Below are 22,287 nucleotides of genomic sequence, written 5' to 3' on the forward strand. Positions count from 1 at the left end.
TTCCCCCACACAGCAGTCGTAGGTAGAATAGCGATTAACTCTTTTATTCAGCGCTGCAATACTGGCTCAACTTTCAAGCAAAGCAATCTATGGCAAAACGACCTACAACACGATCGACAACCCAACGGCCTAGCGCAAAACCGGCAGCACATCAGGCAGCGGGGCAGATCCGCATCATTGGTGGCAAATGGCGAGGCCGTAAATTGCCCGTGCCTGATAGCCCAGGGCTACGCCCAACCACTGACCGGGTCAGAGAGACACTGTTTAACTGGCTGGCACCGATGATTCAGGGTGCCCGGTGTCTGGATTGCTTTGCGGGCAGCGGCGCATTGGGGCTGGAAGCGCTATCCCGTTATGCCGGTGCAGCCATATTATTAGAAGCCGATCGGCATGTCGCCAAGCAACTTGGCAGCAATCTGGCATTATTGAGTGCCGAGAATGGTCAAGTAGTGAATACCAATTCTTTGCAGTGGCTGGCTCAACCGGGGCAGCCTTTTGATCTGGTATTCCTTGATCCCCCTTTCCGTAAAGGCTTGTTAGCTGAAACCATCACACTGCTGGAGCAATATAACTGGCTGGCAGAACAGGCTTGGATTTACGTTGAAGCAGAGGCTGAAAGTGCCGCTGCGGATGTTCCCGGCAGTTGGCAGTTACATCGCGAGAAAATTGCCGGTCAAGTGGCCTATCGTCTCTATATTCGTAATGAACAGACTCACCAACACGCTGTATCAGCGGAAGAACTGGAGCAACACCATGTGGATTAATCTCGGCCGGTTATTGATGTTAGGGGTATGGTTTTTCTTACTGCTAAACCTGTTCCAACCCTTCCCTAAACCATTGAGATACTTTATTAATGTCGCCATGATATTTATGGTTTTGATGCATGGTTTGCAACTGGTTCTACTCAAATCCACACAACCTAAAGATCAACCGATCAGTGGCTTACAGCAACTTAAAATCTTTGTGTTCGGTGTCTTTGAATTACTGGCCTGGCAAAAGAAGCAACCATCACTGCCTAAAAAATAAACTTATCTGCCGCCTGCAACTTCAAGTCTATTGGATATACCTTGGTTGTAGCGGCAAATTGTTGATTGCAGGCTGACTTATTTGGCGACAGATTTAGTCGGGGACTGACGTCGGGGTAAAACCAATATAGCGGGAGCCTTGTAAACGTAACGTTCCCTGTGCGCCTTGTACAATAGTATTGTACGCCTGCTGTGGCAGTATCATTTTGATTTCACGGTTACTTTTCACCTCAATACTACTGATAAGCGGCTGGAAAGTAACTTCATAGCGTTTTTCTTCTGCAACAATTTCTTCGCGCTGCCGTGAGCGACGATTGGGCGCTAATACTTCTCGTTTATTAATGACTTCAACGTGTAAACTGCGCACCAGCGCTCGGTCATTTTCTGTATCCTGCCGTTTTTTTTGCCAATACTGACGGGTCGCCAATACGGCTATCAGTACCACCACAGCAATCAATAATAACGGAGGTTTATTCATACACTATCCATCAGGACTTATTGCCCGGCAGATAGGGGAAACTCATCACATTACTGCCCAATTCAGAGATCCGAGCGCTGCCCTTTTCCGTTACGGCATCGATACGAATCACCGAATGAAGAGGAATATAGCTGCGGTTAACACCTGAAAATTCTGTTTTCAGTTTTTCAGTTGAAGGGTCCACCAGCAATGTTGATTGACTATCAAAGACAAAATCAGCAATTTCAATAAACCCAAACAAGTTACTCGGGCCTACCTCACGGACATAGAGCTGATAATTCTTACCGTTATTTATAAATTGAATACGATAAAGCAATTGTTCATTGGCCATGGCGCTACTGCCTCTATCCCTTGATTTAGCGAAAGGAAATTGGCCTTAACATAACATGTGGACCAAACAACACCAAGATCTCCGCTGGCGGATGGTGCCGCTAAATCTGATTATGCGGACTGTTACGCATTAAGTGGCACAAATCATGCAAATCACAATAGCGTCGCTATCGCTCTTGGCTTCCATCCCTTACACTTGATGAATGTATACTCGGAGTCATTAGCATTACGGATTATCATTACAACACAGGTACTTTCACTGAAACCTGCATAGAAAAAAGGATAAATAATGAGCTGGCCATTCCTTGCCGTATTTTTTTCTGGTTGGTTGTTTGTTGATGCAACTTACCGAGGCCCACGCTGGCAGCGTTGGGTATTCAAACCTGTCACCCTGTTACTTTTACTGTTACTTGCCTGGCAAGCACCTATTCTTGGTCCTGTCGGCTATCTCATTGTCTTGGGCTTACTTGCGACTCTGGTAGCTGATGCATTATTACTGCTACCCAGTGAGCGCTTACTTTATGCTCTGGGCGCATTCTTCCTTTCCCATTTACTCTATACCATCAGTTTTGCCAGCCAGATGACATTCACGCTGTTCTGGCCTCTTCCGTTGGTTTTGATCGTGATTGGCGCATTACTGATAGCCACTATCTGGACACGGCTGGAAGATATGCGCTGGCCAGTGATCGCTTTCGTTGGCATGACGTTACTGATGGTCTGGATGGCGGGCGAGCAATACTTTGCCCGCAGTACAGATTTAAGCTTCTCTCTGCTGGCGGGTACCGTGTTACTGCTGGTTTCGCATAGCATTTGGCTACTGAATCGCTATCGTTTTTCATTCCGGGCTTCAGATGCAATTGTCGCTGGCTGCTACTTTGTCGGGCATTTCCTGATTGTCCGGTCGCTGTATTTGTAATTAAATCAGTACCGCAATACGTTTTTAGCCGTTTGAGCTGCGTGCTCCACCGAAGGGGCACGCATTTCAATGCGCTGGATACGCTCACTTTAGTCATACCCTGCCATGTAGCAAAAATCCCATTTAGCAATTACTCTCATTTCCCTCTTGACTCTGGAGTTGACTCCAAGGTGTAGAGTGCTGCAATACCTGTTACATGCTTTCCAGGAGGCACCATGCATTCACATTCTGAACATCAGCATCCAACGGATACACACAACAACTGTGGCTGTGGTCACACTCATGCCAAACAACAAACCGGTTGCAGCAGCCAGAAAACAACCAGTGCCAGCAATGACAGCCCAGACTCAGTGAGTGAACACTCACATAATGATGGGGGTTGCTGTAGTCAGGGCCAAAGCGATGAGGGTGATGACGAAAGTGACATACTCGCGCCAGCGATACCTTCAGATAGCCAGCGCTTCAGTTGGCAGGTCAAAGGGATGGACTGCCCAAGCTGTGCCCGAAAAATTGAAAATGCCGTCAGTAATCTGGTCGGGATTGAAAATGTAAAAGTCCTCTTTGCCACAGAAAAATTAGTGGTTGATGCACGCACAGATATTCGCCCTCAAGTCGTGAATGCAGTCACTCAGGCTGGATTCACTCTGGTCGATACCCAATCAAGCGCAGGAAGTAAAGCCGCCGCGCCAGAATCACGCCTGCGCGAATACTTACCTATCGCATTATTAACCACACTGATGCTTATCAGTTGGGGGATCTCGTTATTCAGCCTTGAACTAAGTGAGTTTGCCTTCACTGCAACCACCATTGTCGGGCTGATCCCGATCACCGCCAAAGCCTGGAAGCTTATCCGCTCTGGGACTCCCTTCGCCATTGAAACCTTGATGAGCGTGGCAGCTATCGGGGCGATGTTTATTGGCGCAACCGCTGAAGCGGCCATGGTATTACTGCTGTTTATGGTCGGCGAACTGCTCGAATCTTATGCCGCAAACCGTGCACGCCGTGGGGTAACTGCCCTGATGGCACTGGTGCCAGAAGAGGCACTGTTGTTAAAAGACGGTGAGCGTAGGCAGGTTCCTGTCGCCAGTTTGCGCCCCGGCGATATCATCGAAATCTCGCCCGGTGGCCGCTTACCCGCAGATGCCGAATTAATGACCCCTTTTGCCAGTTTCGATGAAAGCGCCCTCACCGGAGAATCTATCCCTGTTGAGCGTCAGCAAGGCGAAAAAGTTGCGGCCGGGAGCTTATCGGTCGATCGCGCCACTGAAATGCGAGTTATCTCAGAACCGGGCAATAATGCTATTGACCGTATTCTGCAACTAATTGAATTAGCAGAAGAACGCCGTGCACCCATTGAGCGTTTCATTGACCGCTTCAGTCGTATTTATACGCCAGCGATCATGCTGCTTTCAGCGCTGGTCATGTTAGTACCGCCTTTGGCTTTCGCCGAACCTTGGGAAACCTGGCTGTACCGCGGCCTGACACTATTACTGATAGGTTGCCCATGTGCGTTGGTTATCTCCACACCTGCGGCAATTACATCTGCATTAGCGGCGGCAACCCGCCGTGGTGCATTGATCAAAGGGGGAGCAGCACTGGAGCAGTTGGGCCGAATTCAAACGGTTGCCTTTGACAAAACCGGCACCCTGACCGAGGGCAAACCTAAAGTTACCGATATTCTGCCTATATCCGGTGTGAGTGAAACCCGCCTGTTAGCATTGGCCGCCGCCGTTGAAGCTGGTTCCCACCATCCGTTAGCGATCGCTATTATGCAACGCGCACAGCAAAACACCCCAATATTGCCACTGGCGAGTGAGCGTCGAGCTCTGGCGGGGGTGGGCGTTGAAGGTGTGGTTAATGGTCTGACGGTGCGCGTCAGCGCCCCCAGTAAGTTGCCCCCACAGTTATTGACTGCTGAGTGGCAAACACAGCTCGACCAGTTGGAAAGCAGCGGTAAAACAGCCGTCGCCGTGCTGGAAGATGAAACGCTAATTGGTTTATTGGCATTACGTGACACGTTACGAACTGATGCCAGGCAAGCCATTGATGCGCTGAAGAAGTTAGGTATTCAGGGGGTGATGCTCACTGGCGATAATCCACGAGCCGCAGCGGCAATTGCCGGTGAATTGGGGATTGATTACCGCGCCGGATTACTGCCCGCCGATAAAGTGCAAGCGGTTATGGCATTGAATGCGGCACAACCTACGGTGATGGTCGGTGATGGCATCAATGATGCTCCGGCGATGAAAGCAGCCAGTATTGGTATTGCCATGGGCAGTGGCACCGATGTGGCATTGGAAACAGCCGATGCCGCGTTGACCCACAACCGGTTAACCGGATTAGCAGAAATTATTCTGTTATCACGGGCGGCCAACGCCAATATCCGCCAGAACATTACTATCGCACTGGGCCTAAAGGGAATCTTCCTGGTTACCACACTACTGGGGTTAACCGGTCTCTGGTTGGCAGTATTAGCAGATTCCGGTGCTACCGCCTTAGTAACAGCCAATGCGTTACGGCTACTGCGCAAGCGGGATGTTTGAATCAAGCATCGGTTCTGATAATTGGGGCAGAGGCGGGTGTTACTGCGCTTTTGCCCCTTTCTTGACCAAATACCGATACGGCGTCTGCCCGGTATCTTGTGCCAACAACTGATGGTCCATAAAACGGCAAAAACCAGGAATATCGCGGGTGGTGGCAGGGTCGTCAGCAATAATCAGTAGAGTTTGGCCATCTTCCATGTGCCGGACCGTTTTTCGCACCATCATCACCGGCTCAGGGCAGCGCAGGCCCAGTGCATCAAGTGTTTTGTCTGGATTGGCAAAAATATCGGTCATGGTGAGTCTCTTGTTGGTCGTTATGGGTTTGCTAGCAGTATAAAGATAAAATATAAGCCTGTGTGCGAAGGCGGATAGTTTACCCCGTCGATTTTTAGGCGCAAGCGACGCTAACGTTTGCGTTAAAATTAGCCATTGCATTCGTTGCGCAAACGCGTATTATGCCGCCGCGTCGCAGAAATTGCGGCACATTCTGTTTGGGTTCCCTCACCCCAATAACCAAAAAGGTCACATTTATGTTTTCGTTTACTGCCCAACAGCGGATGACCGCTTTGGTATGGCTGTCGCTATTCCATATTGTCATCATTACCTCCAGTAACTACCTGGTGCAATTACCGATCGCTATCTTCGGTTTTCATACCACCTGGGGCGCTTTTACTTTTCCGTTTATCTTCCTTGCCACTGACCTGACTGTGCGGATTTTTGGTGCTCCTTTGGCGCGCCGGATCATTCTGTCGGTTATGGTGCCAGCGTTGCTGATTTCATATCTGATTTCAGCCCTGTTTTATCAGGGGAGTTGGCAGGGGTTACCGGCATTAACCAGCTTTAATTTGGTGGTAGCCCGTATCGCGATTGCCAGCTTTATGGCCTATGTACTCGGCCAGATTCTGGATGTTCAGGTATTTAACCGCCTGCGTCAGCGCAGTGCCTGGTGGGTTGCCCCTACTGCTGCCATGTTCTTTGGCAATATCAGTGACACCATGGCGTTCTTCTTTATTGCGTTCTATCGCAGTACTGACCCATTTATGGCTGCAAACTGGGTAGAAATCGCTTTGGTGGATTATAGCTTTAAGCTGCTGATCTGCATGTTGTTCTTCCTTCCTGCCTATGGCGTGATGCTCAATGTATTGCTGAAATATTTTGCCCGACAAACCGAACAGCAAGCACTAAAGCAGGCTACTGCCACTGAACAATAGATTGCTTTTAGCGTCTGAATAAGGTGCGATAAGGCTATACCCAGATTAGTTGGCGTTGCAGGGGTGTCACTAACCCCCTGTAAGTTCAAGTAACAAGGGGATATTAATCATCAATAAAGGGATTCCCATGCATAAAATAACCAAATTTCTTGCTGTCGGTCTGTTGGTTGCAGGATTAAGTGCTTGTGATGGCAACAGCAATAGTAACGTGGGCCAACCGGTCAGCCTGCTGGAAGGCAAAGTAGCCTTCAGCTTGCCGGCAGACTTGTCTGATCAAAGCGGAAAGATGGGCAATCAAGCGAATAACATGCACGTTTACGCCAATAAAACCGGCGATAAAGCAGTTATCGTGATTTTAGGTGATAACACCAATGAAGAACTGGAAGTGCTGACAACGCGTTTAGCAGACCAGCAACGCGCCCGTGATGCTAACCTGCAAGTCGTCACCAATAAAGCCATTAAAATTGACGGACAACCGTTCCAGCAGTTAGATAGCATTATTACCAGTGGCGGCCAGAAAGCCTATTCGTCCGTGTTGATGGGTAAAGTCGATAACCATTTGATGACAATACAAATTACGCTGCCCGCAGATAATCAGCAGCAAGCTCAGACTGAAGCCGAATCGATTATTAGCACGCTCAAGCTAAAATAGTATTCCTTAACAGAGCGCGGCTCATCAGCGCTCTGCCTGCATTATCCTATTCCAAAATTAAGCTAAAGCCTGTGCCAATAAAGTGATCGGATGTTCGCATTTTTTGCTGGTCGACATTTCAATCTGCCACTTACAGGTTTCGCAATCGGTAATCACCAAATCAACCCCACTCTCCTCGATTTGCTGGAACAGTGAGGCACCAATCCCTTGCGATGTTGCGTAGTTCTCTGATTTAAAACCATAAGTTCCGGCAATCCCGCAACACTGCGAATCCAATACCACCAGCTCAATACCAGGGATACGCTGTAGCAAAGCCAGGGTATAGGCCGTCCAGCCCATTTTCTCCATATGGCAAGGTGTGTGATAGGCAATACGCAACGGCGTATTGTTTGCCGAGAACAGCGCTTTCAACGGTAAGTCGCGGCCCTGATCCAATAAGCGGTAGAGATAGCGTGTCGCCAACTCCACTTTGTCGCGCACGGGGGCAGTATCAACATCTAACAAGTGTGGATACTCATCACGCAAGGTAAAGGTGCAACTTGATGAAGTTGCCACTACCGGGATATCCCGCCCGATAACCGCATCAGTCAGTGATTCCAGATTCACCCGTGCCTGTTTTTTCGCCTGCTCAATAAATCCATTAGCAATCAGTGGTACGCCACAGCATTTTTCCCGTTTAAGTAATTGAACGCCAATGTTCATCGCATTGAATACACTGACTAAATCTTTACCTAACTGGGGATGATTGTAATTTACGAAGCAGCCATGGAAAAATGCCACTTGTTCGCTATATTGCTGCTGTTTTTCAGCCTGTTTACGATACCAGCGGCGAAAGGTACCAAACGAGTATTTTGGTAATTCACGCCGATGATCAATTTTCAGTGCTTTATCCAACAAGGCACGCACCGGTTTCAAACCGGTGACCGCATTCACTACCGGTGCAAACGGTGTTGAGAGGGTGCCCATGATATCGGTATGACTGAGGATCGCATCGCGCAGTTTGGGTTTATTGCTGCTGTAACTGGCTTTCGCACGTTGGATGATGTCGCCGATTTTAACATCGGACGGGCATGCCACTTCGCAACGTTTACAGTTCGTGCAATATTTCAATGCATCGTCATACAGTGCCGGATCTTTCAAACGTAAGCGCTCACCATCAGGGCCAGCCTGCTTCGGCCCCGGATAAAGCGGGTTAACCTTGGCGACCGGGCAATAAGTGGTGCAAACCGTGCACTTAATACAACTTTCAAAACTGTTATCCCGTGCCAAGTGTTTATCCTGCGGCAAATGTTGATTCTGAGAAAAAGTGTTGCTGTCTCCGTTCTGCGGTAACCACGTCATAATGTCACCTCCATTGCGTTGACAATCTGCTCTGCAACAAACAGTGCGCTGGTTAGTGAAACCCCTGCGCCACAGCCTTGTTGCAACGGATCGTATCCCCCCAGTACCGCACCGATAACATGTAGATTATCCAGTGCAATCCCCCCACGTAGCGCCCGTAACCGGTTATCAGTGTTAACCCCAAATTGCAGATAAGGCTGGGGCGCAAACATATTGCTGCGGCTCCAGTCGGCACGGTTCGGTAGCGATAAAATATCCAGATCCAGTATCGGTTCGTAAACATGCTCAAAAGTGGCCACTAACCCATTGCTGAAGAAGCTACCGCTGGCCAGCACCATCTGGGCGGCACGCAACGGAATATCGCCATGGTTACGGCTATAAAGCCCGGTAATCCGGTCCCCCACCAGCTCAGCACGTAATACCGCATCACCGGGCATGATAATGCCCCCCAATTGCTGGAAGCGATGGCGCAGAGCCTGATGTAATCGCATACCAAGTAACGACGGTGGTAGCGTCGGCAGCAGTTGAATGGGTTTCCCGACTGCGGCTCGCAATGCTTCCAGTGGCGCAGACACATCCAGCCCGATACAAGCTGGCAGTAAAATCATTTCTGCTGCTGATGACAGACGGGATAACTCATCCGCCAGCGGTTGCAGGTTTTCTGGTAAATCCAGCACACGAGCAATATTGACCGCACGAAATTCGCTAGGGTTATCCCGCAGACGATCAAGCGCCGGTAAATGCAGATAATCTGGCGTCGCATCAACACCCTGCTCTTGTAAGGCGCTGGCAACCATTTGTGGTTGGAAATCGAGGAAACCTTCAATACCAATTACCGCGACTTTTTGCCACGGCAGCGGGCCTTCCAATGGCGCAACCGGGATATCCGCCGGGCTGAGCCAGGTTGGTCGGCAACTGCCCAACGGCGTAAGCCGCAGGTGGTTCTTCGCCGCGCTGCCCACCAATTTCAGGCCGCACCGCTGTAACAGGGATTCAGCTTCTTGTGCTAATTCACCCACTTGTGCCACTTGCCCCATCTTGCTATAGGGGTGTTCAGGCGCTAATTCAGCCAAGGTCGCAAGTGCGGATAACGGCTGGCTGACTGCCTGCCCATCCGGTAATTTTGCCAATAGATCCAAAGAGCCGGAGGAAAAGTGCAGCGCATTTTGCCCGGCGCTGACAATCGCACAATATTTGCCTTGCTCAGCCAGGCGGATACCGCACGCCAGACCAGCCAAGCCACCACCGATGATAATGACATCAAATTTCATCGTGTTTCTCCTGAACGTTGGCCGCAGACGGGGTGTCATCCAGACCACACAGCCCTTGATAGACCCAATGCGTAAATTCACTCTCCCGCAAAGCATCACCCCAAGCTATCGGGCGCACACCTTTCCAACGCTCATTAAGAAATTGCACCAGCTGTTCACGGGATTGCTGCGGCGTGGTCACTTTAAAGCGGCTGAGTAAACCCGCGGCCCGGCAGGCACAGAGTTCACCCTGGCAGGTCCCCATGCCAACACGGGTACGACGACGTAAATCCAGTAGGTTATTGACCGATAGCGATTCAATCGCATAGCGCACTTCGCCGGCAGTCACTGCCTCGCATTCGCACACCAGGCTGTTATCCAGACGGTTTCCGGCCAATAGTTGTGTCGCGCGATCCCCATGGCGATAAACCGCTGAGCCACGAATACTGGCAGGCAGAGAAATGACTTTGCTAAGAGTTTGCTCCGCTGATTGCTGTGAACCGGGTAGTGGCGCTTGGGCGGTGGTACAGGCTGCGGTAATACCTAATTTTTCACACACTTTATCTGTTGCCCACTCAGCCATCAGACGGTAGGTCATCAGTTTGCCACCGGTAATGGTGATAAAACCTTCCAGACCATCGCGGTTAGCATGATCCAGTAACACAATGCCACGGCTGACATTACGCCCCGACGGGTCATCATCACTGGCAACCAGCGGCCTGACACCGGCGTAAGCACGTAAGATGCGCGTTTGCGCCAACTGGGGTGAAAGTTTTGATCCTTCGCGGATTAAGGTATCCACCTCTTGTGCCGTTACTACCATATTATCGATTTGATCGTATTCAATATGGGTTGAGGTCGTCCCGATCAATGAAATGGTGTCGCCCGGAACCAAAATGTCAGCATCAGCCGGTTTACGACAGCGGTTGATCACCATGTTGTTGATCCGATGGCCCAAGATCAACAGAGCACCTTTTGCCGGAAACATGCGGATACGAAGATCAGCATATTCAGCAATATGTTGCCCCCAGATCCCCGCAGCATTGACCACTATTTGTGCATGAATATCATACTGGCGCTGATTCTTATGATCGAAAACGCGCACGCCGCTCACCCTATCACCGTGGCGTAGCAAGCCAATAACTTCGTGATAAGTCAGTACATTCGCACCGTGCTCACGCGCATCCAACATATTCGCGGCAGTTAAACGGAAGGGATCGACGGTACCATCTGGCACGCGGACGGCAGCAATCAACGTCGGATTAGCAGCCGGCTCCAGCCGTAAGGCCAGCTTTGGATCAATGGCTTCGGCCTCGATACCGGCGTCCTGGCAGCGCGCGATAAATTGCTGCTGATATTCCAGCGAGTCTTCCGGCAACGTGATAAACAGGCCATCCGTTTGCTCAATACAATGGCGTGCAATACGTTTCAGAATACGGTTTTCTTCAATACATTCGCGGGCAGATTCGCCATCAGTTACCGCATAGCGTGCGCCGCTGTGTAGCAAGCCATGGTTACGGCCAGTCGCACCAGTGGCAATGTCATGCCTCTCCAAGAGCGTACAGGCTAAACCACGGCGAGCGCAGTCACGGGCAATCCCGGCGCCGGTCGCACCACCACCAATGATGATGACATCCGTTTCTGTGTAAGGAGAACTGTTCGTCATGAAGGACCCCACATTATCAGACAGCCGCCTGGCGGCTAATTATGCGTCTATTGGGCCACAATCTTTAAGGTTATTGTTTGATAAGGAACAAAAACGAACGAAAAACGAAAGCAATGTGGTGTTTAAAAACCATGATTGTGATCAAAGTCACAGGTAATTTGTCATTGTGGGTTTCAAAATGTTAACCAATCGCTCAAAATTGCCGCCGCTTTCATATAACTGTAACAAATGAGCCATCACTCACAGATAAGTTATGCGAATTTATCTAGCATGGCGCTCGTTATGGAACATAAACGACAGCAAGTTAGCCGTTTAACTACCGGGTAGATACCAGGCTATACCGGGGTCAAAAACTACAAAAAAGCCATCGGAGGCACTCATGTTGAGTATTTTTAAGCCCGCGCCGCATCAGGCCCGGCTTCCAGCAGAACAGATTGATCCCACCTACCGCCGCCTACGCTGGCAAATCTTTATGGGCATCTTTTTCGGTTACGCCGCTTACTATCTGGTGCGTAAAAACTTTACTCTCGCCATGCCGTATTTGATCGAACAAGGGTTCTCTCGCGGGGATCTGGGGTTCGCGTTATCGGGTATTTCTATTGCCTACGGTTTCTCAAAATTCATCATGGGTTCGGTTTCTGACCGGTCTAACCCACGGGTATTCCTCTCTGCCGGTTTGATTCTCGCCGCCGCCGTGATGCTGTTTATGGGCTTTGTGCCTTGGGCAACATCCAGTATCGCCGTGATGTTCGTGCTGCTGTTCTTATGTGGCTGGTTCCAGGGTATGGGTTGGCCGCCATGTGGCCGTACCATGGTGCACTGGTGGTCGAAGAAGGAACGCGGCAGTATCGTGTCAGTCTGGAACTGCGCCCATAACGTCGGTGGTGGCTTACCACCATTACTGTTCCTGCTGGGGATGGCGTGGTTTAACGACTGGAAAGCCGCACTCTACATGCCTGCTTTTGGTGCCATTCTGGTGGCATTGATTGTCTTTGGTCTGATGCGTGATACCCCTCAATCCGTGGGCTTGCCGCCGATTGAAGAGTACAAAAACGACTATCCAGATGACTACAGCGAAGAAGCAGAAGAAGAACTGACTGCTAAACAGATCTTCATGCAATACATATTGCCCAACAAACTGTTGTGGTATATCGCGATTGCTAACGTTTTTGTTTATTTACTGCGTTACGGCATCCTCGACTGGTCACCGACCTACCTGAAAGAAGTGAAACACTTCGCACTGGATAAATCCTCATGGGCTTATTTCCTGTATGAATACGCTGGTATTCCAGGGACGCTGTTGTGCGGTTGGATGTCCGACAAAGTGTTTAGAGGTAACCGCGGGGCTACCGGTGTGTTCTTTATGACTCTGGTGACTATCGCTACCATCATTTACTGGCTGAACCCGGTCGGTAACCCAGGTATCGATATGGCCTGTATGATCACCATCGGCTTCCTGATCTATGGCCCGGTAATGTTGATTGGCTTACATGCGCTTGAATTAGCACCGAAAAAAGCAGCAGGGACCGCCGCGGGCTTCACCGGCTTGTTCGGTTATCTGGGCGGCTCGGTAGCAGCGAGTGCCATCGTCGGTTATACCGTGGACTACTTCGGTTGGGACGGCGGCTTTATGGTCATGATCGGCGGCAGTATCTTGGCTGTTCTGTTACTGATCGTTGTGATGTTTAGTGAGAAAAAGCATCACGCAGAGCTGGCTAGAAAACAGGGCTTATAAGTTCATCTAGTTACGTTTTTTCAGGCTGTGTCGTTATTGATGGATTTATAGCGACATAGCCTTTTTCATACCCTGAGATTGATAAATGGAGCACTATCAATGCAAACCCACATCAAAACCCTGTTGGCGAGTATTATTCTGGCATCCTCAGTTACCGGTATGGCGCAGGCCGCCGAGCAGTCATCAGTAGTCACCAAACCGTCGGCAAGCAAAGTTGTCATCGCACACCGTGGTGCCAGTGGTTATCTGCCGGAGCATTCACTGCCCGCTAAAGCCATGGCCTACGCGCAAGGTGCGGATTATCTTGAACAAGATTTGGTGATGACCAAAGATAATGAGTTGGTGGTTCTGCACGACCATTATCTGGATCGCGTGACCGATGTGGCTGAGCGCTTCCCCGATCGCGCACGCAAAGATGGCCGCTATTACGCCATTGACTTTACGCTACCAGAAATTAAATCACTGAAATTTACCGAAGGCTTTGATATTGATAAAGACGGTAAGAAAGTGCAGAGCTATCCGGGCCGTTTCCCGATGGGCAAATCTGACTTCCGTGTACATACCTTCCAGGAGGAGATTGAATTTGTTCAAGGTTTGAATCATTCGACCGGTAAAAACGTTGGGATTTACCCAGAAATAAAAGCACCGTGGTTCCATAAACAAGAAGGGAAAGACATCTCAACCAAGGTGTTGGAAGTACTGAAACAGTACGGTTACACCACCAAGGGCGATAAAGTTTATCTGCAATGCTTTGATGCCAATGAATTAAAGCGCATCAAAAACGAGCTGGAACCGAAGATGGGTATGGACCTAAAACTGGTCCAACTGGTGGCTTATACCGACTGGAATGAAACCTACGAACAGAAGCCTGATGGCAAATGGGTCAATTACAGTTACGACTGGATGTTCAAGCCAGGAGCGATGAAGCAAGTAGCACAGTATGCCGATGGCATCGGCCCTGACTACCATATGCTGGTGGTTGAAACCTCTACGCCGGATAACATCAAGCTGACCAATATGGTCAAAGATGCGCATGCCAACAATATGATGGTTCACCCATACACCATCCGTGCGGATAAGCTGCCGAAATACGCGACTAACGTCAATCAGCTATTCGATATTATCTACAATCAAGCACAGGTTGACGGGGTGTTTACTGACTTCCCGGATCAAGGTGTGCAGTTCCTGCAAAAACAGGGGCAACACCAGTAAGTTGATGCTCTGAGATAACGGAATAAACCAGTGGCGCAATTATGTTTAATGCGCCACTTTTTCGTTTACGGCAAGTTGCATTTACTTCTATAAATCAGTTACTTATCTGTACCTAAAAACATCTTACGCAAATAGTGTGGAACAGCATCATCGGCGTTTGAACCTATCACTTCCAGATTCGGTAACATGTCTTTTAGCCGTTGATGCGCATCACGCATGATGCAGCCTTTGCCAGACATCGACAGCATTTCCAGGTCATTCATACCATCACCAAAAGCGATACATTCTTTCAGTGAATAACCGATAATTTTGGCAACTTGATCTAGCGCATGCCCCTTAGAGACACCGCCGCCCATCACTTCCAGACAGGTTGGGAAAGAAAAACTGACATTAACTCGATCGCCCCAACGTGCATTGATGGCTTCTTCTAAAATCAACAACTTGTCATGATCTTCACAGGTGAAGTAAACCTTACACACACCATCGGTTGGCAGTAATGCAGGTTCAAATACCTGATAATTAAATACCGACTCACGGAAAAATTCTTTCTGTGCCGGGCTTTCACGGTTCATAAACCATTCGTCGTTCAGATAGACGTTGGTCAGGATATCCGGGTTATGGTGCTCAATATTGTACAAATCACGCGCAATATCTGCATCAAGGTTATGACTAAAAATCAGCTCTCCCGCCGTGTTGTGCACCCGTGCGCCGTTGGAGGTAATCATAAAGGCACTGATTTCCAAGCTATCGCGGATTTGTGCCACATCGATATGATGGCGACCAGTGGCAAACACAAAATGCACGTCGCGCTGCGTCAGCAACTTGAGTGTTTCTTTGGTATATGGCGTTAAAAGATGATCAGGTGATAGCAGGGTGCCATCTAAATCGGAAGCAACAACATGATACATAGCGGTATGTTCTAACCTCTGGTGGCGTCGGAGCCATAATGGCCGACTGATGATTGATGTTGCGCGAAAAAGCGCAATATGGCGCTCAGCGCCTCGGCACGAAGCTGGTCCCGCTCGAACAGGATCTCATGGCGTGCACCTTGAACTCTCTTAGGTTGCCCCCCTTCGCAAGGGTGTCCTGCCAAAGTCATTGCCTGAGAAAAAGCATCATGAGCCGGGTTATGTACTACCCGATCCTCACTGGCTTGTAATAATAGAACCGGCGTGGTTATCTTTTCTGCTTGCGCGATGATTTGCTCGCCCACCAGCAGACTTTCTCGGATCCAATGATAGGTTGGCCCACCAAGACGTATTTCCGGTGTATCCGCATATTGGCGTAAATAGCGGCGATATCGCTCACGGCTATGGGTTAACACATTGACCAGATAGGGCAGTGGCCGCCACTGGCCGGTACCAATAGCATAATAGTCGCGCAGCGTTTGATACCTTTCGGCCCAGTCGACAATGCGGTGAGCCAGCCAGCCGGGCATCGGTAAGTGGATACCAAACATCGGAGCACATAATGCTACCGCATTAAACACATCCGGTTCTCTGGCCAGATAACGCGTGAGAATTGCCCCCCCCATTGAATGAGCCAGGGCAAATCGCTGCTGATAATGGCTATCAGTTATTTCGCGCTGCACTAACTGCGCAAAATCCTCAATATAATCATCAAACTTAATCACATGACCACGGTTACCATCCTCAAGCAAGCGACCCGAACGCCCTTGCCCACGATGATCCAGCACTATCACATCATAGCCTTGCTGAAACAGATCATAAGCCACTTCAGGATATTTAACGTAACTTTCAATGCGGCCGGGCACCACCACCACCACTCGAGTGTGTTGTGGTGCACGAAAGCGGACATAGCGAATCGGAATATCATCGACGCCGATAAACTCATCCTCATCTCGCTGTTGCCAAAAATCTAACAGCGGCCCGTTAACAAAAGCAGCAAACTGCTCTTCACGCGTTAACCAACTATTGTCTAACGGCATAGCGTGGCTCGATATAGCATGACCTTGTAAATCATGACTGATGACATCCTTTGACCGGAATTGCTCAATGTTCAATACACCTGATATTCTGGTAAACCCAGTCGTTCTGTGAGCCATAGCACAACTATTAGCAATAGAGTATTGTGGCATAAATTTATGCATTCAGGGAGCTTTGCCGATGACCTTAGACTGGTGGTTAACCTATCTACTGACCACATTGATCCTCAGCCTGTCCCCTGGTTCTGGGGCCATTAACACCATGAGCACCGCCATCAGCCACGGTACGCGCGGGGTTGTAGCCTCAATTTGCGGACTGCAATTGGGATTAGCCGTGCACATTGTATTAGTTGGCGTGGGGTTGGGTGCACTGATTTCACAATCCTTGCTGGCATTTGAAATACTAAAATGGCTTGGTGCGGCTTACTTAATCTGGCTTGGGATTCAGCAATGGCGCGCTGCCGGTGCGCTGGATCTGCATGCGCTAGCCAACAGTATGCCGCGGCGAAAACTGTTTAAACGCGCGGTGTTTGTTAACCTTACCAACCCAAAAAGCATCGTTTTTCTGGCGGCATTATTCCCACAATTTGTGCTGCCACATCAACCGCAAGTGGCGCAATATCTGATTCTCGGCACCACCAGCGTGGTGGTTGATATTATTGTGATGATTGGTTACGCCACCCTTGCCACCCGAATTGCTGGCTGGATTAAATCACCACAACAAATGAAATTACTGAACCGGATATTTGGTGGCTTATTTATGCTGGTAGGCGTGTTATTGGCAACCGCCAGAAAAGTGTAATGCTAATTCAAACAAATGATTACCCAACCGGCATCATCTGCCAGTTGGGGCATTAATTAGCGCGATAAGATCAAATGGATACCAAAACCGGCAAACAGTACTCCCGCCAGCCCATCAATCCATTTTGATAAACGCTGATAGCCACGGCGCATCACCGGCAAGGCAAATACGCAGGCGACAATAGTGAACCAGACGAAGGTTTCACCAACAATCAGCACGAACAAGCCCCAGCGCGCACCCGCACTGACGTCATCGCCGACAAACAGTGAGAACACACTGCCAAAATAGATAACGGCTTTCGGGTTCGACAGATTAGTCAGGAAGCCGCGCAGGAAGGTCCGACCACGGGCGGGTAGTGCAACTTGAACCTCCCCCTCGCTACCATGACGTTTGGCTCGGGCAGATTTCAGCAGTTGCCACCCCATCCAGCACAGATATAGCCCACCACCGACCATAATAATCTGATGTAACCACGCCATTTTCTGCAAGATAAGGTTCAACCCCATCAGCGCCACACCAGCCCAGATAACAATTCCCAGCGAGATCCCGACCACCCCCATCATCGCCTCACGGCGCGAACGGCTGGCGGCGGTTTGCGAGACAAAAAAGAAATCCGGCCCTGGGCTCATTAATGCAACCAGATGGACCAGCGCAACGGTAAGGAATAGCATCAACATGATAGATTCTCATATACCCTGCGAACCGAAAATCGCAGGGGCGTTAGCGAAAGGCGACCGGTTAGTCGTCGTTGTTGTCTACATGGTCGCGGATCATCGCCATAAACGGCGCGCCAAAACGCTCCAGTTTGCGTTGCCCAACACCATTGACGCTCAACAGCTCGCTGGCAGTAATCGGCATCTGTTCCGCCATCTCCAGCAAGGTAGCATCGTTAAACACCACATAAGGCGGAATATTGCCTTCGTCAGCGATAGATTTACGCAACTTGCGCAATTTGGCGAACAACTTGCGATCATAATTGCCGCCATAAGATTTTTGATTAGCGCTACTGCGCACTTTCAGGCTCTGAATACGCGGCACTGCCAATTGTAACGGCAATTCAGCACGCAGAATCGGGCGAGCGGCCTCAGTCAGTTGTAACGCTGAAAACATTGCGATATTTTGGCTCAGCAACCCGAGATGGATAAGCTGGCGCAATATACTGACCCAGTGTTCGTGGCTTTGTTCGCGGCCAATCCCATACACTGATAACTTGTCATGACCCATTTCACGGATACGCTGGTTATTCGCCCCGCGCAACACCTCGACAATATACCCCAGACCAAACCGCTGTCCGACACGATAAACACACGAGAGGGCTTTTTGTGCATCAGCCAGCCCATCGTAGCGCTTCGGCGGATCGAGGCAAATATCACAGTTACCACACGACTGCTGTTTACCCTCACCAAAATAGTTGAGCAGCACCAGACGACGACAAGTCTGCGCCTCGGCAAAAGCGCCCATAGCATTTAATTTATGCCGTTCAATATCTTGCTGTGCCCCTGCAGGTTTCTCTTCCAGACAGCGACGTAACCACGCCATATCCGCCGGATCGTACAGCAACACGGCTTCAGCAGGCAGGCCATCACGTCCGGCACGGCCGGTTTCCTGATAATAAGACTCGATAGTGCGCGGGATATCAAAATGCACCACAAAGCGGACGTTGGGTTTGTTAATCCCCATACCAAAGGCCACGGTCGCGACCACCACTTGCAGATCATCGCGCTGGAATGCTTCCTGCACCTGCCCCCGACGCTCATTATCCAGCCCGGCATGGTAGGCCGCCACACTTAAGCCACGGCTCTGCAAACGGGCGGTGGTGTCTTCCACTTTTGCCCGGCTGTTACAATAGATAATGCCACTTTTGCCACGTTGGTCTTGCACAAAACGCCATAATTGATCGAGCGGTTTGAACTTCTCTACCAAGGTGTAACGGATATTGGGGCGGTCAAAACTGCTGACTTGAATCAGTGGCTGATCCAGATTAAGCAGACGAACAATATCCCCCCGCGTCGCGTCATCCGCCGTGGCAGTGAGCGCAATAACCGGTAAATCAGGGAAACGTTGCTTTAACTGGCCTAGAGCACGATATTCCGGGCGGAAATCATGACCCCATTGAGAAATACAGTGCGCCTCATCCACCGCCAATAAAGCCGGCCGCCACTGATACAATTGATCAAGGAAACTCTCCATGACCAAGCGTTCTGGGGCAATATACAACAGCTTAATCTGACCGCTACGGCAACCGTCCATCACGGCTAACTGTTGTTCACGCGTTTGCGATGAGTTTAAGCACCCCGCACCAACGCCGTAAGCCAGCAGTTGGTCGACCTGATCCTTCATGAGCGAGATCAACGGAGAGACTACCAGCGTCAACCCATCCGTCACCAGTGCCGGAATCTGATAACACAAGGACTTACCACCACCGGTAGGCATCACTACCAGACAGTCTTGCCCTGATAGGGTGGCGTTGATAATTTCCTGTTGTCCGGGCCGGAATTGCTGATAGCCGAAAGTATCTCGCAATACCTGCACTGCCAGTAATTCCCTATTTATCACTGCTGCGGTCGACACACTCTTCCCCAACTATAAGATCTGCACAGGCCGGTTAACCGGCCTGTGTCTGAAACTTTTCTAACGCCGGATGACGTTAAAGGACATCGTTTAACATGATACCCACACCCACCCGTGTTTGCCTAAAGTTATAGTCAATCATTGACTCACCATAGCCACTGAACACTTGGGTATAGAAACGAACATGCTTGGTGATAGGATAGCTCCAGCCCATTTCTGCGCCGCCATAACCGGTATTCCAGTTATAATGGCCATCCACGCTGAATACACTGTCACCCAAGGCATAACCGACTTTCAGACGATAATAACCCATGTATTTATTGATATCCGGGTTGTCATCTTTCTCGTCGCTTTCTGGCAGACGATACCAAGGCTTCAAGTCAATTTCTAAATTGCCACGCTGTGCCATCACACGGGTGTAAACACGGTCCCAGCTACGTGAGGTTGGATCCGCTTTACCGTTAGACTGGTGGTTATAACCAAACTCTACTTCACGGAAAGTCCAGCCCGCCAACTCGTAATCAGTTGCCCATGCCAGGAACAGTTGCGGTTCATAGTTTGTTTCGCGAAATGGCGAGGACTCATCACTATTGGATGCCTGCCACCAAGAACGTTGAGTATAAGAAGCACCCAGTAATGAGTTATCACCGGCAATACCACGCCAAATAGGGAAACCTAAACTCAGTTGGAATTTAACTTCATCTCTCTTGGCATTTTCAGCCCAATCATAAGAGCTAATAGCATCTTTATTGATATTACTGGTATAGGTATATAACAGATAGTTTGTTTCATATGGATAAAGCAGAAACGGATTATCGTGATCCTGCAACATTGCCGCAATAATACTACCACGCACCTCAGGTGCATCATGAATCTTCTCAACCGTTGCAGCTTCTGCCTGTGCCAACGTTGGCACCAGTAACAGCGCTATCAGTATCCGCCAAAATCTTCCCATTATTCCCCCATCACCTTACGGATTATTTCTATTTGTAATGAAAACAGCTCATTCTACACACAAATGTTATCTGAGATTAGTGTTGTTTATATTTATGGCTTAACGGCTGGAAAACAACAAAGCAGAAGCATAAAATAAACAATTCGTTAACTTACACTATGATTGCTTATCGGCAACCAAGAAGAGAATAGGGAAAAATGCCAGCAACAACTTTAACGTTAGAGGATGCTCGCCGCATGATTGGCGAAGTATTTGTGTATCACATGCCATTTAACCGTGAGCTTGGTCTGCGATTAACCCGTTTCGAGCAAGATTACGCCGAGATTGCTTTCGATAATAATGACAAGTTAGTTGGCAATATTGCACAACAAATTTTGCATGGTGGCGTTATTGCCGCAGTGCTGGATGTGGCTGCCGGACTGGTGTGCGTTGGGAATAGCCTGGTACGCCATGAACCGCTCATTAAAGAACAATTGCAAATATATCTGGCTAAAATGGGCACTATCGATCTGCGTGTTGACTATCTACGCCCCGGCCGCGGCAAACATTTTATTGCCAGCAGCAGTATTTTGCGCAGTGGCAATAAAGTGTCGGTTGCCCGGGTTGAGCTGCATAATGAAAGCCAAATGCACATCGCTAGCGCAACGGCAACTTATCTGGTTGGCTGATTTGCCCGTCAGCGGTGATGATTCGTAACGCGAAGTTAAGTACACTCACCGCATCTCCTTTCTTGTCCCGAGCTACACCATGGATAAACAACGAACCCGTCAGGGCATTTTATTTGCTCTGGCAGCCTATTTTATTTGGGGTATTGCCCCAGCTTATTTCAAGCTCATCCAGCAGGTGCCGGCTGATGAAATTTTGACTCATCGGATTATCTGGTCATTTTTCTTTATGTTGATCCTGCTAACTGTTAGCCGCAATTGGCCACAGGTACGCAGTGCCTGTAGAAACGGCAAACGCCTGTTATTGCTAGCAGTTACTGCTGTGTTGATTGCCAGTAACTGGCTGTTGTTTATCTGGGCGGTAAACCACAATCATATGCTGGAAGCCAGTTTGGGCTATTTCATTAACCCGCTAGTAAATGTGTTATTCGGCATGTTGTTTCTGGGTGAGCGTTTTCGTCGCATGCAGTGGGTTGCGGTGGCATTAGCGTTCGGCGGGGTATTGATTCAATTATGGCAGTTTGGCTCGCTACCGATAATCGCCCTGGGACTCGCGATAAGCTTTGCTTTATACGGTCTGATTCGTAAAAAACTCGGGATAGATGCCCAAACCGGCATGCTGGTGGAAACTATGTGGCTATTGCCGATAGCAGCGGTGTATCTGTTCTTTATTGCCGATAGCCCAACCAGCCACATGAGCACCAATGCGTGGTCGCTTAACCTGTTATTGGCAGCAGCCGGGGTGATTACCACTATCCCGCTACTGTTCTTCACCGCCGCCGCTACTCGCTTAAAACTATCGACATTGGGCTTTTTCCAATACCTTGGGCCAACGTTGATGTTTATTCTGGCGGTAACCTTCTACGGCGAAACCATTGGCAACGATAAAATGGTGACTTTCGCCTTTATCTGGGCGGCACTGTTGCTGTTCACATTGGATGCGCTCTACACCCAACGTAAGCGCCGCGCCTAGATATCAGCCGACAAAAC

The 22,287-nt window shown here is 49.5% G+C and carries 22 protein-coding genes; 11 read left to right on the forward strand and 11 right to left on the reverse strand.

Going from position 1 to position 22,287, the window contains the following annotated elements:
- Window positions 1-89 precede the first annotated feature (89 nt).
- Window positions 90-764, forward strand: coding sequence for a 16S rRNA (guanine(966)-N(2))-methyltransferase (gene rsmD / locus Q2T71_RS17620; protein WP_372560052.1), 675 nt, complete (start codon window positions 90-92; stop codon window positions 762-764).
- Window positions 754-1,026 (forward strand): DUF1145 family protein, encoded by a 273-nt coding sequence (locus Q2T71_RS17625; protein ID WP_032906890.1) that lies wholly within the window; start codon window positions 754-756, stop codon window positions 1,024-1,026. The genes rsmD and Q2T71_RS17625 overlap by 11 nt, the downstream gene beginning before the upstream one ends.
- A 93-nt stretch (window positions 1,027-1,119) precedes the next feature.
- Here the strand turns inward: Q2T71_RS17625 and Q2T71_RS17630 are convergent, their stop codons facing one another.
- Window positions 1,120-1,503, reverse strand: a complete 384-nt coding sequence (locus tag Q2T71_RS17630; RefSeq protein ID WP_372560053.1) for a DUF2500 domain-containing protein — start codon at window positions 1,501-1,503, stop codon at window positions 1,120-1,122.
- A gap of 10 nt (window positions 1,504-1,513) precedes the next feature.
- Window positions 1,514-1,834, reverse strand: a complete 321-nt coding sequence (locus Q2T71_RS17635; RefSeq protein ID WP_083161953.1) for a DUF1820 family protein — start codon at window positions 1,832-1,834, stop codon at window positions 1,514-1,516.
- A 288-nt stretch (window positions 1,835-2,122) separates the two neighbouring features.
- On the opposite strand from Q2T71_RS17635, the gene Q2T71_RS17640 reads away from it, so the two are divergent.
- Complete coding sequence (locus Q2T71_RS17640; RefSeq protein ID WP_083161950.1) at window positions 2,123-2,749, forward strand: lysoplasmalogenase; 627 nt, start codon at window positions 2,123-2,125, stop codon at window positions 2,747-2,749.
- A gap of 215 nt (window positions 2,750-2,964) precedes the next feature.
- Entirely contained in the window at window positions 2,965-5,292 is a 2,328-nt protein-coding gene (locus Q2T71_RS17645) for a zinc/cadmium/mercury/lead-transporting ATPase (protein WP_372560054.1), read from the forward strand.
- Between the two features lie 39 nt (window positions 5,293-5,331).
- Here the strand turns inward: Q2T71_RS17645 and tusA are convergent, their stop codons facing one another.
- Window positions 5,332-5,586, reverse strand: a complete 255-nt coding sequence (gene tusA / locus Q2T71_RS17650) for a sulfurtransferase TusA (RefSeq protein ID WP_372560055.1) — start codon at window positions 5,584-5,586, stop codon at window positions 5,332-5,334.
- Between the two features lie 236 nt (window positions 5,587-5,822).
- Here tusA and Q2T71_RS17655 point away from each other — a divergent pair, with 236 nt between their 5' ends.
- Entirely contained in the window at window positions 5,823-6,503 is a 681-nt protein-coding gene (locus Q2T71_RS17655) for a 7-cyano-7-deazaguanine/7-aminomethyl-7-deazaguanine transporter (RefSeq protein WP_372560056.1), read from the forward strand.
- Between the two features lie 127 nt (window positions 6,504-6,630).
- Complete coding sequence (locus Q2T71_RS17660; protein ID WP_083161941.1) at window positions 6,631-7,155, forward strand: DcrB family lipoprotein; 525 nt, start codon at window positions 6,631-6,633, stop codon at window positions 7,153-7,155.
- Between the two features lie 57 nt (window positions 7,156-7,212).
- Here Q2T71_RS17660 and glpC read toward each other — a convergent pair whose 3' ends face one another.
- The 3 genes from glpC to glpA are packed head-to-tail and all read right to left on the reverse strand — an operon-like array spanning window position 7,213 to window position 11,412.
- Window positions 7,213-8,496, reverse strand: a complete 1,284-nt coding sequence (glpC, locus tag Q2T71_RS17665) for an anaerobic glycerol-3-phosphate dehydrogenase subunit GlpC (protein ID WP_372560057.1) — start codon at window positions 8,494-8,496, stop codon at window positions 7,213-7,215.
- A complete protein-coding gene (glpB, locus tag Q2T71_RS17670; protein WP_372560058.1) occupies window positions 8,493-9,767 on the reverse strand; it encodes a glycerol-3-phosphate dehydrogenase subunit GlpB in 1,275 nt (424 codons plus the stop codon). Before glpB ends, glpC begins: the two co-directional genes overlap by 4 nt.
- On the reverse strand, window positions 9,757-11,412 hold the full coding sequence (gene glpA / locus Q2T71_RS17675; protein ID WP_372560059.1) for an anaerobic glycerol-3-phosphate dehydrogenase subunit A: 1,656 nt from the start codon (window positions 11,410-11,412) through the stop codon (window positions 9,757-9,759). Before glpA ends, glpB begins: the two co-directional genes overlap by 11 nt.
- Before the next feature lie 379 nt (window positions 11,413-11,791).
- On the opposite strand from glpA, the gene glpT reads away from it, so the two are divergent.
- Window positions 11,792-13,147, forward strand: a complete 1,356-nt coding sequence (gene glpT, locus Q2T71_RS17680) for a glycerol-3-phosphate transporter (protein WP_005187993.1) — start codon at window positions 11,792-11,794, stop codon at window positions 13,145-13,147.
- Between the two features lie 99 nt (window positions 13,148-13,246).
- Window positions 13,247-14,359 carry a glycerophosphodiester phosphodiesterase gene (glpQ, locus tag Q2T71_RS17685; RefSeq protein ID WP_372560060.1) on the forward strand — a complete coding sequence of 371 codons (1,113 nt, stop codon included), beginning with the start codon at window positions 13,247-13,249 and terminating at the stop codon, window positions 14,357-14,359.
- Between the two features lie 98 nt (window positions 14,360-14,457).
- Here glpQ and yigL read toward each other — a convergent pair whose 3' ends face one another.
- Both yigL and pldB read right to left on the reverse strand, forming a co-directional pair.
- Window positions 14,458-15,267, reverse strand: coding sequence for a sugar/pyridoxal phosphate phosphatase YigL (gene yigL / locus Q2T71_RS17690; RefSeq protein WP_372560061.1), 810 nt, complete (start codon window positions 15,265-15,267; stop codon window positions 14,458-14,460).
- Window positions 15,268-15,278: 11 nt separating this feature from the next.
- Window positions 15,279-16,307 carry a lysophospholipase L2 gene (gene pldB, locus Q2T71_RS17695; protein WP_372560667.1) on the reverse strand — a complete coding sequence of 343 codons (1,029 nt, stop codon included), beginning with the start codon at window positions 16,305-16,307 and terminating at the stop codon, window positions 15,279-15,281.
- A 178-nt stretch (window positions 16,308-16,485) separates the two neighbouring features.
- On the opposite strand from pldB, the gene rhtB reads away from it, so the two are divergent.
- Window positions 16,486-17,106, forward strand: coding sequence for a homoserine/homoserine lactone efflux protein (gene rhtB, locus Q2T71_RS17700; protein ID WP_372560062.1), 621 nt, complete (start codon window positions 16,486-16,488; stop codon window positions 17,104-17,106).
- A gap of 56 nt (window positions 17,107-17,162) precedes the next feature.
- On the opposite strand, the gene rhtC is transcribed toward rhtB, so the two are convergent.
- The 3 genes from rhtC to pldA all read right to left on the reverse strand — a co-directional run bounded on the left by rhtC (window position 17,163) and on the right by pldA (window position 20,632).
- Window positions 17,163-17,783, reverse strand: a complete 621-nt coding sequence (rhtC, locus tag Q2T71_RS17705) for a threonine export protein RhtC (protein WP_372560063.1) — start codon at window positions 17,781-17,783, stop codon at window positions 17,163-17,165.
- A 61-nt stretch (window positions 17,784-17,844) separates the two neighbouring features.
- Window positions 17,845-19,677 (reverse strand): ATP-dependent DNA helicase RecQ, encoded by a 1,833-nt coding sequence (gene recQ / locus Q2T71_RS17710; RefSeq protein WP_372560064.1) that lies wholly within the window; start codon window positions 19,675-19,677, stop codon window positions 17,845-17,847.
- Window positions 19,678-19,753: 76 nt separating this feature from the next.
- Window positions 19,754-20,632, reverse strand: coding sequence for a phospholipase A (pldA, locus tag Q2T71_RS17715; protein WP_083161924.1), 879 nt, complete (start codon window positions 20,630-20,632; stop codon window positions 19,754-19,756).
- A 197-nt stretch (window positions 20,633-20,829) separates the two neighbouring features.
- On the opposite strand from pldA, the gene Q2T71_RS17720 reads away from it, so the two are divergent.
- Both Q2T71_RS17720 and rarD read left to right on the forward strand, forming a co-directional pair.
- A complete protein-coding gene (locus tag Q2T71_RS17720) occupies window positions 20,830-21,300 on the forward strand; it encodes a thioesterase family protein (RefSeq protein WP_372560065.1) in 471 nt (156 codons plus the stop codon).
- Window positions 21,301-21,379: 79 nt separating this feature from the next.
- A complete protein-coding gene (gene rarD, locus Q2T71_RS17725; protein ID WP_083161919.1) occupies window positions 21,380-22,270 on the forward strand; it encodes an EamA family transporter RarD in 891 nt (296 codons plus the stop codon).
- Window positions 22,271-22,287: the final 17 nt, after the last annotated feature.

It is taken from the genome of Yersinia sp. 1652 StPb PI (assembly GCF_041538345.1).
In the GTDB taxonomy this organism is placed as follows: domain Bacteria; phylum Pseudomonadota; class Gammaproteobacteria; order Enterobacterales; family Enterobacteriaceae; genus Yersinia; species Yersinia enterocolitica_E.

Excerpts from the sequence above, each read along its gene's own strand:
- Q2T71_RS17660 (WP_083161941.1), top strand. The coding sequence starts at position 6,631 with ATGCATAAAATAACCAAATTTCTTGCTGTCGGTCTGTTGGTTGCAGGA.
- Q2T71_RS17635 (WP_083161953.1), bottom strand. The coding sequence starts at position 1,834 with ATGGCCAATGAACAATTGCTTTATCGTATTCAATTTATAAATAACGGT.
- Q2T71_RS17645 (WP_372560054.1), top strand. The coding sequence starts at position 2,965 with ATGCATTCACATTCTGAACATCAGCATCCAACGGATACACACAACAAC.
- rsmD (WP_372560052.1), top strand. The coding sequence starts at position 90 with ATGGCAAAACGACCTACAACACGATCGACAACCCAACGGCCTAGCGCA.
- Q2T71_RS17655 (WP_372560056.1), top strand. The coding sequence starts at position 5,823 with ATGTTTTCGTTTACTGCCCAACAGCGGATGACCGCTTTGGTATGGCTG.
- glpB (WP_372560058.1), bottom strand. The coding sequence starts at position 9,767 with ATGAAATTTGATGTCATTATCATCGGTGGTGGCTTGGCTGGTCTGGCG.
- rarD (WP_083161919.1), top strand. The coding sequence starts at position 21,380 with ATGGATAAACAACGAACCCGTCAGGGCATTTTATTTGCTCTGGCAGCC.
- Q2T71_RS17640 (WP_083161950.1), top strand. The coding sequence starts at position 2,123 with ATGAGCTGGCCATTCCTTGCCGTATTTTTTTCTGGTTGGTTGTTTGTT.
- Q2T71_RS17625 (WP_032906890.1), top strand. The coding sequence starts at position 754 with ATGTGGATTAATCTCGGCCGGTTATTGATGTTAGGGGTATGGTTTTTC.
- tusA (WP_372560055.1), bottom strand. The coding sequence starts at position 5,586 with ATGACCGATATTTTTGCCAATCCAGACAAAACACTTGATGCACTGGGC.
- Q2T71_RS17630 (WP_372560053.1), bottom strand. The coding sequence starts at position 1,503 with ATGAATAAACCTCCGTTATTATTGATTGCTGTGGTGGTACTGATAGCC.
- rhtC (WP_372560063.1), bottom strand. The coding sequence starts at position 17,783 with ATGTTGATGCTATTCCTTACCGTTGCGCTGGTCCATCTGGTTGCATTA.
- glpC (WP_372560057.1), bottom strand. The coding sequence starts at position 8,496 with ATGACGTGGTTACCGCAGAACGGAGACAGCAACACTTTTTCTCAGAAT.
- glpA (WP_372560059.1), bottom strand. The coding sequence starts at position 11,412 with ATGACGAACAGTTCTCCTTACACAGAAACGGATGTCATCATCATTGGT.
- glpT (WP_005187993.1), top strand. The coding sequence starts at position 11,792 with ATGTTGAGTATTTTTAAGCCCGCGCCGCATCAGGCCCGGCTTCCAGCA.
- Q2T71_RS17720 (WP_372560065.1), top strand. The coding sequence starts at position 20,830 with ATGCCAGCAACAACTTTAACGTTAGAGGATGCTCGCCGCATGATTGGC.
- yigL (WP_372560061.1), bottom strand. The coding sequence starts at position 15,267 with ATGTATCATGTTGTTGCTTCCGATTTAGATGGCACCCTGCTATCACCT.
- pldA (WP_083161924.1), bottom strand. The coding sequence starts at position 20,632 with ATGGGAAGATTTTGGCGGATACTGATAGCGCTGTTACTGGTGCCAACG.
- rhtB (WP_372560062.1), top strand. The coding sequence starts at position 16,486 with ATGACCTTAGACTGGTGGTTAACCTATCTACTGACCACATTGATCCTC.
- glpQ (WP_372560060.1), top strand. The coding sequence starts at position 13,247 with ATGCAAACCCACATCAAAACCCTGTTGGCGAGTATTATTCTGGCATCC.
- pldB (WP_372560667.1), bottom strand. The coding sequence starts at position 16,307 with ATGCCGTTAGACAATAGTTGGTTAACGCGTGAAGAGCAGTTTGCTGCT.